Below are 10,954 nucleotides of genomic sequence, written 5' to 3'. Positions count from 1 at the left end.
CTCGGCCGGCACCGCGACCACCGGCGCGGGCGGGGCCCCCAGCGGCGCGTCCGCCGGCCAGGCCCGGCCGCCCACGCCGGGCGCGCCCTCGGCCATGACCCCGGCGACCTCGCCGGCCAGGCCCAGCGTGGGCGCGAAGACCGTCACGCAGTCGAACGACCGCGCCGCCGGCACCACGCCCTCGGTCGGCACCAGGCCCAGCGTCGGCTTGACGCCCACGATGCCCTGGAACGCGGCCGGCACCCGCCCCGAGCCCGCCGTGTCCGTGCCCAGCGCGAAGTCCACCACGCCCACCGCCACCGCCACCGCCGAACCCGAGCTGGACCCGCCGCTGACCCGCTCCGGGTCGCCGGCCGAGCGCACCGGCCCGTGCGGGCTGCGCGTGCCGACCAGCCCCGTCGCGAACTGGTCCAGCGCCGTCTTCCCCACCACCAGCGCCCCCGCCGCGCGCAGCCGCGCCACGGCCGGCGCGTCCCGCTCGGGCGCGTAGGCGTAGCCGGGGCAGCCGGCGGTGGTGGGCAGCCCCGCCACATCGATGTTGTCCTTGACCGCGCAGACCAGACCGGCCAGCGGCAACGCCTCGCCGGCCGCCACGCGGGCGTCCAACGCGGCGGCCTCCGCGAGCAGTTCGGTCTCAGGACGGACGGCGATCCACGCCTCGGGGCGGGCCCGCTCGGCCAGCAGCGCGAGGGCGCGCCGGGTCCGCTCAACGGCGGTGGTGCGGTTGGTTCGAGTGGTGGTGATGGTGCGCAACGGGAACTCCTGGTGCTGGGCGCGGTGCCGGGTGCGGGGCGGGTCGGGTCGGAGTCAACGGGCCGCCAGATAAGGCGTGTTGGCCTTGGTGGCGATGGCCGGGCCGGCGCATCAGCCCTCCCGCAGGGCCTGTTGGGCGATGGCGCGCGCCGCGTGCTCGGCCACCACCTCCAGCGACTCGCCCACATGGCGGCGCAACGCGGCCAGCGCCTCGGCCAGTTCGCCCGCCAACACCGCCTCGACGATGGCCAGATGCTCGGCGATCGTGCGCCCCACCCGTTCCTCGCTGAGGTAGTCGTACATCCGCACCGGCCGGATGCGCACGTTCACCGACTCCAGCGTCTCGGTGAGCCGGGGATTGCCGGAGGCGGCCAGCAGCGTCTGGTGGAAGTCCTCGTCCCACAGCACGAACCCCGGGTCGGGCGGCGGCGGTTGGTCGCGCAGCCTCCGCCAGCCGTCGCGCAGCGGCTCCAGCAGCGCGGCGTCGTGTGTCACCAGGTCGGACTCCAACGCCCGTGCGATGCCGCGCAGTTCGACGGTGACCCGCAGCTCGTAGAGGTCCCGCAGCTCGCCCAGGCTGGGCCGGGCCGGGTAGTAGCCCTCGTCCCGCCGCTCCACCAGCCCGTCGGCCATCAGCCGCACCAGCGCCTCCCGCACCGGGGTGCGGGAGACCTCCAGGCGCTCGGCCAGCCGCACCTCGACCAGCCGGTGTCGCGCGTCGAACTCGCCCGCCAACAGCAGGTCCCGCAGCCGGACATAGACCTCCGCCCTGCGGTCCCTGCCCGCCCGCGCGCCGGAGACGGCGGCCGGCGGCGCCAGCGTCCCGGGCGGCGCGGGCGGCCGGCCCCGAGGTGTCGACGGGGCTGCATACAGCGGTGTGTCCATGGCCGGCGACCCTAGGAAGCGCGCGTTTCCCCCGCTTTGAGCGCGGATCGCGGGCGTGTTACGGACCGCCCCCGCGTGTTACGGGCGGCCGCCGCCCGCCCGGCCCGCCCCGCGCGCCGTCCCGGCGGGCGGACACCCGTTGACGGGAGCGCCGGCCGCTGTTGCACTGGAACGCATGAACCACGCGCGCACGCTGGTCACCCGCGACCACATCGACTTCGGTCGAGTGTGGTCCGCCTCGTGTCCCCGCGCGCTCGCCGCCTGACGGCCTCACCGCCAACCCGGCCCTCCGCCCTTGGCGTTGACCCGGGCCCACCTCCGGGACGGGCCTCCCGGGCACCGTTCGTTCCACCACGCGCCCCGCGCCCCGCGCGTTTCGACCACCCCGCTTGGCACCAACCCTGCCGCGCGCCCCCACCCGGGGCGAACGCGGCCGAAAGGCGTGATCACCCATGCCCGTCGAGTTCCTCGGCATCGCAGCGACCAACGACGGCTCGGAGACGACCCCGCGCTCCGGCCCCGCCTTCGACCCCGACTACACCGTCCGACTCGGCCGGGCCCACGAGGACCACGGCTGGGACCGGGTGCTCTTCGCCTACAGCTCGGGATCGCCCGACCCGGCCACGGCGGCCGCCCTGCTCGCCTCCCGCCTGGAGCGGCTCCAGATCCTGCTCGCCCACCGGCCCAACCTCTCCTACCCCACCTACGCCGCCCGGGTCTTCGCCACCCTCGACCAGATCAGCGGCGGCCGGCTCACCGTCCACTTCATCACCGGCGGCAGCGACCACGAGCAGCGCCGCGAGGGCGACACCCTGACCAAGGACGAGCGCTACGCCCGCACCCGCGAGTACATCGAGATCGTCAAGAAGGTGTGGACCCGGCGCGAGGCGTTCGACCACGAGGGCGAGCACTACCGCTTCCACGACTATGTCAGCGACGTCTTCCCCGTCCAACAGCCGCGCCCCGGCGTCTCGTTCGGCGGCTCCTCGCCGGCCGCGCTGGCGGCAGGCGGCGCCGAGGCCGACATCTACTGCCTGTGGGGCGAGCCGCTGGAGCGCACCGCCGAACAGATCGCCGCCGTCCACGCGGCGGCCAGGGCCGCCGGGCGCGCCACCCCGCCCCGCATCCAGGTGGCGTTCCGGCCCATCATCGCGCCCACCGAGGAACTCGCCTGGGAGAAGGCCCACCGCACCCTGGCCGCCATCAAGGCACGGGGCGGCCGCCAGCGCCGCCACTCCCACCCCAACGGGGGTCCGCAGAACACCGGTTCGCAACGCCTGATCGCCATCGCCGAGCAGGGCGAACGCTACGACCGCGCCCTGTGGACCCCGACCGCCGCCGCCACCGGCGGCGGAGGCAACTCCAACGCGCTGGTCGGCACGCCCGAGACCGTCGCCGAGGCGCTGCTCGACTACTACGACCTGGGCGTCGACATCATCTCGGCGCGCGGCTACGACCTGCTGGGCGACGCCATCGACTTCGGCCGCCACGTCATCCCGCTGGTCCGCGCCGAGGTCGCCCGCAGGGACGCCGCCGGGCAGGCGCGCGCCGGGCGCACGGCCGGCGCGTTCGAAAGGGAGGCGACCCTCACCACCTCTTGACGCCCCTCCATCCGGACCCGGACAATCCGACGGAGGGCCTGCCCCACGGGCGTGTCGCACGGAAACGGACGGAGCACTCCATGGCGGACGGAACGACGAGGGTGCGCCCAGCCGCTCCTCGGCGCCCCGCGCTGCCCGCTTCGCGCCCCGCCCGGCTCCGCATCCGCCCCGCGCGGCCCGTGTCTGCCGCGCACAGCGCCGCACTCGCCGCGCTGTGCGCGCTTCCCGCGCCCAGGCTGTTGACCTGCCGGCGCCACATCGACCTGCTGCGCGTCAACAGCGCCGTCTAACCCCGGCCACACGGCGGTCGCGGGCTCCCGCCCCGCGACCGCCCTCTCTCCTGCCCGCCTGCCCTCGCGCCCCGCGCGGAGAAACGTCCCCATGGGAGAGCCATGCCCGCAACGACGCCGACCTCGCCGACGAACGGCCCCTGTCTGGTCCGCGAACGCATCGGCACCGATGCCAAGAGCGGCCACTACCCGGCACCGCACCGCTACCGGCTCCATCTGTCGCTGTCCTGCTCGGACGGCCTACGGGTGGCCATCACCCACGCACTGCTGGAGCTGTCCGACGTCCTGCCCGTGACCCTCCTGCCCGCCCTCCCCGACGACGAACACGGCCGGGCCGAACTCCGCGCGGCCTACGCGGCCACCGTCCACGGCCACGCCGGGCCCGCCAACAGCCCGGCCCTGACCGACCGTTGGACCGGACGGCTGGTCAGCAACCACGTCCCCGACATCCTCGCCGACCTCAGCCTCCGCTTCCGCGCGCCCGACCGCCCCGAACTGCGCCCGGCCGAGCTGGCCGCCGGAATCGACGCGCTGACGCTGCGCTGCGAGCGCGACATCGGCGAGGCCGCCCAGCTCGCGGGAGAGGCCGGGGCCGGCGAGGCGGGGGAGTGGGCGCTGGAGACCCTGCTGGCGACGCTCACCGCGTTCGACCGCCGGGTGGCCGACGCGCCGTTCGTGCTGGGCGACGAGCTGACGGCCGCCGACGTCGAACTCTGGGTCGCGCTGGTGCGGTTGGACACCGTGCACCGCTGTCACCTGGGCGCGGACGCGGTCCACCGGATCGCCGAGCACTCGGCGCTGTGGGCGTATGCCCGGCGGCTCTGCGCGCTTCCCGCCTTCGGCGGGCAACTCCGCCTGGCCGACATGGCCCGCCGCCACGCGCACCGCTGCCGTGGCCTGGAGGCCGCCGGCGCGGCCGTCCAGATCATCGACTGGACCCCGACGCCGAACGTCCTGACCCGCTGAACCGCGCAAGCGGTTCAGCGGAAACGCGACGCCTCAACGGCCTGGCGGCCGTTGAGGCGTCGCGTTCAGGGGTGGCCGGCGTTCAGGGGCGGAAGAGCTTCACCGTGGCCGAATCGCGCTGTGCGGGCACGGCAGGCGGTTCCACGTGGTAACCCAGCCAACGCAGTGCTTCCGCAGCCGCGTCCGGGGCGTCCCGCACCGCCGACTTCAGCTGGGTCACGCGCCAGTCCCGCAGGTGTTCGTCCAGAACCGCTCGCCAGTTCAGCGTGGTCGTGATCTCGAACTCACGCTTGAGAAAGAGCAGTACGTCCTCCAACGCCGGGCGCAGCCGATGCCCTCCGACGGGCAGGTGAAGCTCCGAGGAGCGAGGTAGGCGGTTCTTCCGCAGCGCGTTTCTGGGCCGTCCTGCGTCGGCCAGGCGCAGCAGATACGCGACCTCGTCCCGATGGGCGTGGACGTGGATGTGTGCTCCTGGCGGGTCGTCTCCTGCCCGCTCGTACTCGAACCGGAAGAGCGGGTCAGGCACCTCGTGGTACTGGACCTTGACCTCGGATTTGTCTGCTGCCAGAAAACTGCTGCTCCCGTCCCAGCAGCAGTCGTACATGACCAGCAGGTCGATGCGGATCTCCGAGCCGATCCGAACGGGGATGGGCCGTATCCGCTTGTCCGCGCCGAAGGGTTGGAGGCGGATCTTCCGACCTGGGTCGAGAACCATCGCGTGAAAGCGCGGGGTGTCCTCCCCGAGGACACCCCGCGTCAGGTCGGTCAGCCGGTCTGCGAAATCGCTCGCCAAGCCGTCCAGGGTCGAAGCCTCACTCATCTGCCAAAAGGTAGTCGAGACCTTCGATTGTGTGCCAAATCAGAAGTTGATCCATCGTCAGTGCGTAGACCTCGGCCTGTTGGCGAAGCTGCTCGTAGGAGAGACCGGCCTGTTGAAGCAGTTCCTCGCGTCTTGCCAGCGCTTCCGCGCGGGTCATGTGGATCACCGTCGGCATCGCCAACCCCCTTTGTCCATCCCAGTGAACCAGGCGGCACTGACAGTCGTCCTGACAGCCGTCCGGGGTTTCACTCGAAGGGACCATCTTCATTGCCTTCCCCGAAACATTCCGCCGATGCCCGACCGTCCCCCTACGGAATGTGGCGGCCGGTGATCGCGCGGGCGATCACCAGGCGTTGGATCTCGCTCGTGCCCTCGAAGATCGTGTAGATCTTCGCGTCCCGGTACATCCGCTCCACCGGGTGTTCGCGGCTGTAGCCCGCGCCACCGAGGATCTGGACGGCCTTCTCCGTTGCCGCGACGGCCAGTTCGCCGGCGCGGAGCTTGGACATCGAGCCCTCGCCCGCCGTGAACGGCTTCTCGTTGCGGCCCATCCACGCCGCCCGCCAGATCAGCAGCCGCACCGCGTCGATCTCGGTGCGGAGGTCGGCCAGCGCGAAGGCGATCGACTGGTTCTCCACGATCGGGCGGCCGAACGCGACCCGTTCGCCGGCGTAGTCGAGGGCGTACTCGTACGCCGCCCGCGCGATGCCCAGCGCCTGGGCACCCACCGTCGGGCGGGAGACCTCGAACGTGGCCATCGCCGCCTGCCCCGTGGCGCGGTCGCCCTCGCGTGCCCTGGCCAGCCGGCGTTCCAGGCGCTCCCTGCCGCCCAACAGGCAGGAGCCCGGCACCCGCACGTCGTCCAGGAAGACGTCGGCGGTGTGCGAGGCGCGCAGGCCCAGCTTCTTGATCTTGCGGTTGCCGACCAGTCCCTTCGTGCCCGGCGGGACGACGAAGGCGGCCTGCCCCCGGGCGCCCAACTCCGGTGCCACCGAGGCCACCACGACATGGACGTCGGCGATCCCGCCGTTGGTGATCCAGGCCTTCTGGCCGCTGAGCACCCACTCGTCCTTCGCCTCGTCGTAGCGGGCCCGCGTGCGCATGGCCGCCACGTCCGAGCCGGCCTCAGGCTCCGAGACGCAGAACGCCGCGACCTTGGGGTCGTTGGCGTCGCCGAAGCACTGTGGCACCCACTCCACCAGCTGCTCGGAGGTGCCGGCCGCGAAGATCCCCGCGACGGCGAGGGAGGTGCCGAAGAGGGCCATGCCGATGCCGGCGTCACCCCAGAACAGCTCCTCGTTGGCGATCTGGAGGGACAGCCCCGAAGGATCGCCGAACATCTCGGCCAGCGACTCGAACCCGTAGAGCCCGATCTTGGCGGCCTCCTGGATCACCGGCCAGGGCGTCTCCTCGCGTTCGTCCCACTCGGCGGCGGCCGGCCGGACCACGCTGGAGGCGAAGCCGTGGACCCATTCCTTGAGATCCCGCTGTTCCTCGGTCAGTTCAAGGGAGAACCCGGTCATCGACGCTCAGCCCTTCGGGATGTCGAAGAGGCGGGTCAGCCCCGAGGCGACGCCGATGTCGCCGGCTATCCGCACCTTGCGGGTCATGAACATCGTCACCGGACTGCCGTTGCCCGAGACCAGTTTCAGGAACTCGGCGTCCGCCATCGTCAGGGTGACCCGGGGCCTGGCGGCGTGCGCGCCCTCGCGCACCGTGCAGGTGCCGTCCGCGATGCTGGTCTCCCAGACGGCCGTTGACTCGCCGGTGATCTCCCACCGGATCACGGCGTTCAACGAACCCGCGTTCTCCGGGCGGAACTGCCGCTCCATCCGGCCGAAGATCTCGGCCAGCACCCGGGTGCGCAGCTCCCCGCGCATCAGCTCGGTGATCTCCCTGGCCGGCGTCCGCTTCACCAACGCCGCGAACTCCTCCGGGGTGACCTGCGCGAAGTCCAGCTCGCCAAGTTCCGAACCGCTGTCGGCCATCGTTGGTCCGTCCTTACCGAAGTCGCCAGCCCGGAGGGGCCGGTGCGACTTCCTTCCGCTGTACCTACCGTACCTACTGTGAAGTAGACTTACTGGAAAGTAAGATTACTGGCGGCGTGGGTAGGCTGACAAGAGTGACCACTGAGAAGACCCGGCGGCGACTCCCGCGAAGGGTGCGTGAACGGGAGATCGTCGACGCGGCGCTGCGGGTCTTCGCCCAGCGCGGGTACCACGCGGCGGTGGTGGACGAGATCGCGGACCTCGCCGGGATCTCCAAGCCCATGGTCTATCTCTACCTGGGCTCGAAGGAGAACCTCTTCGTGGCCTGTGTGCGGCAGGCCGCCGAGGCGCTGGTGACCGCGTTCCGGCAGGCCGCCGACAGCGGCGACCAGCCCCAACTGCGGCTCTGGCGCGGGCTGTCCGCGTTCTTCGCCTTCGTCGCCGAGCACCGCGACAGCTGGGTGATCCTGCACCGGCAGACGCCGGAGCAGAGCGAGGCCATCGCGGAGGAGCTGGAACGGGCCAGGGAGTCGGTGATGGCCGAGGTGACCGACCTGGTGCGGCGCGGCATCGACGAGGGCGGCGCCGACGCCCGACTCGGCCCGGCCGACGCCGACTTCGTCGCCTCGGCGCTGGTGGGGGCGGCGGACTCGCTGACGGACTGGATGGAACGGAACCCCCAGGAGACGCCGGAGCGTGTGGCGCTCCGGCTGATGAACATGATCTGGGTCGGAATGCGCGACGTCCTCGGCGGCGAGATGTGGTCCCCACCGGGGGACTCCGTCGGCTAGCGGGGGCGCCCACGGTCGGACCCCGTCGGTTGGCGGAGCGCCCACGGTCGGTGCGTTGGCCGATTGCCGTCGCCGCGTCGGGTACGGCGCGGTGCGGCGTGCGCGAGCGGCGCCCGGCCCGGATGCTCACCCCCGTGCCCAGGAGCCCGGCGCGCCGCCGCCCGGCGCGAACGGACAACCCACCGCTTCGTTCCCCGCCTCGTCCGGGCCTTCCGCGCCAGCGCGGATGCGCCCCCTCCCGGCGCGCGAAGCCGCGCGCAGCGCGCCACCCCGCGCTGCCCGCGCCCTGGGCGGGCAGCGCCCCGCTCAGGGGCACGGCGTGATCTCGCCGGTCAGCAGGGTGCGGCCGGTGGCGGCCGTGAGGCCGAACGCGTGGCCGCCGTCGGCGGTGGGGGCCGCGTGGAAGGTGGGGCGGGAGGGGAGTTCCGCCGGCGCGCGGAAGCGCACGTTCACCGCGAAGGATTCCGGCAGCACCTCGTCCAGCGCGGCGAGCGCCCGCGCCGTCGTCCACATGCCGTGGGCGATGGGCCGGCGGAAGCCGAACGGGCGGGCGGTGAGCGGGTGCAGATGGATCGGGTTCCGGTCGCCCGAGACCCGCGCGTAGCGACGGCCCAGGTCGGCCGGCAGCGACCAACACTCGGTCACCGTCGGCGCGTTGCCGTCCACCTCGCCGGCCGAGGACGCCGGACCACCGCGTCCGCCCGGGCCGGCACGCCCGGACCCGGCCGCGCCACCCTCCGCGCCGGCGTGCTCCGCGCTCGCGCGCCGGGCGCGCGAGCCCGCGCGTTCGCCACCCTCCGCGCCAGCGTGCGGAGCGTCCGCGCGCCCCCGGCGCAGATACGTGCTGGTGGAGCGCCACACCGCCGCCCCGTCCGCGTCGCGCACCTCCGCGACCACCGCGAACGCCGTTCCGCGCGGGTGCGGCTCCGCCGCCTCCGCGTGGACGGCGACGCTCAGCTCCTCGTCCGGCGCCAGCGGGCGCGACCGCTCGATCGCGTCGGCCAGGTGGACCAGGCCGAGCGCCGGGTGCGGGAAGTCGCGGGCGGTCAGCAGCCGCATGGTCAGCGGGAACGCGAAGAGGTGCGGATAGGTGACGGGCAGCGGCCCGGCCGTCGGATCGGGGAAGCCGCAGAGCGCCGCGTACCGGCGCAGCCGCGCCGGCTCGTGCGGAACGCGGGACAGGCGCAGGGTGCGCGCAGGGAGCGCGCGGCCAATGGAAGCGCGCTGGGGGCGCAGCGCCCGCGCGTAAGAGGCGAGCAGCCCGGGCGGGCGGGAAAACACCGGCCCGGAAGGGGGCATGGTCACGCTCACGCCCCCAACAGGGCCTGGCCGCACACCCGCAGCACCTGCCCGCTGACGGCGCCGCTGGCCGGGGCGGCCAGATAGGCCACCGCCTCGGCCACGTCCACCGGCTGCCCGCCCTGCGCCAGGCTGTTCATCCGCCGTCCGGCCATCCGCACCAGCGCCGGCACCGCCGCCGTCATCCCGGTCTCGACGAAGCCGGGCGCCACCGCGTTCACCGTGATCCCGCGCTCGGCGAGCCGGGGCGCCAGGTGGCCCACGAGGCCGACCAGCCCCGCCTTGCTGGCCGCGTAGTTGGTCTGCCCGACGTTGCCCGCCAGCCCGCTGATGGAGGAGGTGCAGACGATCCGCCCGCCCTCGCCCAGCTCGGGGAGCAGGGCCTCGGTCAGCCGTTCCACCGCGATCAGGTTCACGTCCAGCACCGCGCGCCACCGTTCGGCGTCCATCCGGGCCAGCGTGCGGTCCCTGGTGATGCCCGCGTTGTGCACCAGGATGTCCAACGCGCCCCCGCCGTCGGCTGGTTGGGCCGCGAGCCGCTCCCGCAGCAGGTCGCCCGCCTCCGGGGCGGTGATGTCCAGCGGAACGGCGAGCCCGCCGAGCCGCTCGGCCAGCTCCGTCAGCGGCTCGCGCTGGCCAGGCGTGTCCAGCGCCACCACCCGGGCGCCGTCCCTGGCCAGGGTCTCCGCGACGGCCGCGCCGATGCCCCGCGCCGCGCCGGTGACCAGCGCGGTGCGGCCGGCCAACGGGCGTTCCCAGTCGGCCGGTTGGCCGCCCGGTTCGCCGGCGGCCAGCCGGAGCGTCTGCCCCGAGACATAGGCCGACCTGGCGGAGAGCAGGAAGCGCAGCGTGGACTCCAGCGTCTCCTGGCGCTCGGCGCCCGGGGCGAGCAGCAGCAGTTGGGCGGTGGCCCCGCCGCGCAGCTCCTTGCCGAGCGAGCGGACGAAGCCGTCCAACGCCCGCCGCGCCGCCGCCTCGCCCGCCGTCGCCGCGTCCTCGGGCGCGCCGCCGACCACCACGACCCGCCCGCCGGTGGCCAGCGAGCGGACGCGGGGGTGGAAGAAGGCGTGCAGCCGGTCGAGTTGGGCGGGTGAGGCGACGCCGGTGGCGTCGAAGACCAGCGCGAACGGCCGCGCGGGCCGCTCCTCGACGCGGGCGCCGCAGGAGTCCAGCACGGCGCGCAGCGCCTTCTCCGCGCGCGCCCCGTCGGCGTGCCCGAGCACCACGGGGCCGGCGACCGGCGGCGCGCCCGGCCGGTGGCGGGGCAGCTCGACGGGGCGCGGCAGGCCCAGCCGGCGGACCACCCGGGCGCCCACCCGACCGGTGGCGAAGGAGAGATAGCGGTCGGCCATTGATTTCCTCCCTACTCCAGGGTAAGTCTACTGGCACGTTAAGCAGCCGGGTTCGGCACCACAAGGGGCGGCGCGGGAGGCATCATCATCGTTGCGCGGCCGCGCCCTCCGGAGCGCGCGGCCCGAAGCCTCAACGACGAGCGGCGTCAACGACGAACAGCCTCAACAACGAGCGGCCTCACACGGCGAGCAGCCGCACACAGCGAGCG

Annotated in this window: 11 protein-coding genes; 3 read left to right on the top strand and 8 right to left on the bottom strand. The window is 73.7% G+C overall.

What is annotated here, in order from left to right; all coding sequences use genetic code 11:
• Together EBN88_RS12635 and EBN88_RS12630 are read right to left on the bottom strand one after the other, a co-directional pair.
• Nucleotides 1–753: amidase family protein (locus EBN88_RS12635; RefSeq protein ID WP_407703404.1), on the bottom strand; the 753-nt coding region annotated here is incomplete at its 3' end.
• A 111-nt stretch (nt 754–864) separates the two neighbouring features.
• Nucleotides 865–1,638: a GntR family transcriptional regulator gene (locus EBN88_RS12630; protein WP_122183946.1), complete on the bottom strand. Its 774-nt coding sequence runs from the start codon at nt 1,636–1,638 to the stop codon at nt 865–867.
• 452 nt (nt 1,639–2,090) lie between these two features.
• Here EBN88_RS12630 and EBN88_RS12625 point away from each other — a divergent pair, with 452 nt between their 5' ends.
• Nucleotides 2,091–3,239: an LLM class flavin-dependent oxidoreductase gene (locus EBN88_RS12625; protein WP_122183945.1), complete on the top strand. Its 1,149-nt coding sequence runs from the start codon at nt 2,091–2,093 to the stop codon at nt 3,237–3,239.
• 392 nt (nt 3,240–3,631) lie between these two features.
• Entirely contained in the window at nt 3,632–4,495 is an 864-nt protein-coding gene (locus tag EBN88_RS12620) for a glutathione S-transferase C-terminal domain-containing protein (RefSeq protein ID WP_122183944.1), read from the top strand.
• Nucleotides 4,496–4,577: 82 nt separating this feature from the next.
• Here the strand turns inward: EBN88_RS12620 and EBN88_RS12615 are convergent, their stop codons facing one another.
• The 4 genes from EBN88_RS12615 to EBN88_RS12600 form a co-directional block, all read right to left on the bottom strand.
• Nucleotides 4,578–5,315 carry a hypothetical protein gene (locus EBN88_RS12615; protein WP_122183943.1) on the bottom strand — a complete coding sequence of 246 codons (738 nt, stop codon included), beginning with the start codon at nt 5,313–5,315 and terminating at the stop codon, nt 4,578–4,580.
• Nucleotides 5,308–5,490, bottom strand: a complete 183-nt coding sequence (locus tag EBN88_RS12610) for a hypothetical protein (RefSeq protein ID WP_122183948.1) — start codon at nt 5,488–5,490, stop codon at nt 5,308–5,310. Before EBN88_RS12610 ends, EBN88_RS12615 begins: the two co-directional genes overlap by 8 nt.
• Nucleotides 5,491–5,623: 133 nt before the next feature.
• Complete coding sequence (locus tag EBN88_RS12605; protein WP_122183942.1) at nt 5,624–6,838, bottom strand: acyl-CoA dehydrogenase family protein; 1,215 nt, start codon at nt 6,836–6,838, stop codon at nt 5,624–5,626.
• A 6-nt stretch (nt 6,839–6,844) separates the two neighbouring features.
• On the bottom strand, nt 6,845–7,303 hold the full coding sequence (locus EBN88_RS12600; RefSeq protein WP_122183941.1) for an SCP2 sterol-binding domain-containing protein: 459 nt from the start codon (nt 7,301–7,303) through the stop codon (nt 6,845–6,847).
• 134 nt (nt 7,304–7,437) lie between these two features.
• On the opposite strand from EBN88_RS12600, the gene EBN88_RS12595 reads away from it, so the two are divergent.
• On the top strand, nt 7,438–8,094 hold the full coding sequence (locus EBN88_RS12595) for a TetR/AcrR family transcriptional regulator (RefSeq protein WP_122183940.1): 657 nt from the start codon (nt 7,438–7,440) through the stop codon (nt 8,092–8,094).
• 306 nt (nt 8,095–8,400) lie between these two features.
• Here EBN88_RS12595 and EBN88_RS31770 read toward each other — a convergent pair whose 3' ends face one another.
• Together EBN88_RS31770 and EBN88_RS12585 are read right to left on the bottom strand one after the other, a co-directional pair.
• Nucleotides 8,401–9,393, bottom strand: coding sequence for a MaoC family dehydratase (locus EBN88_RS31770; protein ID WP_407703405.1), 993 nt, complete (start codon nt 9,391–9,393; stop codon nt 8,401–8,403).
• Between the two features lie 8 nt (nt 9,394–9,401).
• On the bottom strand, nt 9,402–10,745 hold the full coding sequence (locus EBN88_RS12585) for a 3-oxoacyl-ACP reductase (protein WP_122183939.1): 1,344 nt from the start codon (nt 10,743–10,745) through the stop codon (nt 9,402–9,404).
• Nucleotides 10,746–10,954 lie beyond the last annotated feature (209 nt).

It is taken from the genome of Streptomyces triticirhizae (assembly GCF_003696235.1).
Lineage (GTDB): Bacteria > Actinomycetota > Actinomycetes > Streptomycetales > Streptomycetaceae > Streptomyces > Streptomyces triticirhizae.
This window is presented reverse-complemented; position numbering and strand designations above follow the sequence as displayed.

Coding starts and splice junctions, on each gene's coding strand:
- EBN88_RS12615 (WP_122183943.1), bottom strand. CDS start 5,315: ATGAGTGAGGCTTCGACCCTGGACGGCTTGGCGAGCGATTTCGCAGAC.
- EBN88_RS12585 (WP_122183939.1), bottom strand. CDS start 10,745: ATGGCCGACCGCTATCTCTCCTTCGCCACCGGTCGGGTGGGCGCCCGG.
- EBN88_RS12610 (WP_122183948.1), bottom strand. CDS start 5,490: ATGCCGACGGTGATCCACATGACCCGCGCGGAAGCGCTGGCAAGACGC.
- EBN88_RS12625 (WP_122183945.1), top strand. CDS start 2,091: ATGCCCGTCGAGTTCCTCGGCATCGCAGCGACCAACGACGGCTCGGAG.
- EBN88_RS12630 (WP_122183946.1), bottom strand. CDS start 1,638: ATGGACACACCGCTGTATGCAGCCCCGTCGACACCTCGGGGCCGGCCG.
- EBN88_RS12605 (WP_122183942.1), bottom strand. CDS start 6,838: ATGACCGGGTTCTCCCTTGAACTGACCGAGGAACAGCGGGATCTCAAG.
- EBN88_RS12620 (WP_122183944.1), top strand. CDS start 3,632: ATGCCCGCAACGACGCCGACCTCGCCGACGAACGGCCCCTGTCTGGTC.
- EBN88_RS31770 (WP_407703405.1), bottom strand. CDS start 9,393: ATGCCCCCTTCCGGGCCGGTGTTTTCCCGCCCGCCCGGGCTGCTCGCC.
- EBN88_RS12600 (WP_122183941.1), bottom strand. CDS start 7,303: ATGGCCGACAGCGGTTCGGAACTTGGCGAGCTGGACTTCGCGCAGGTC.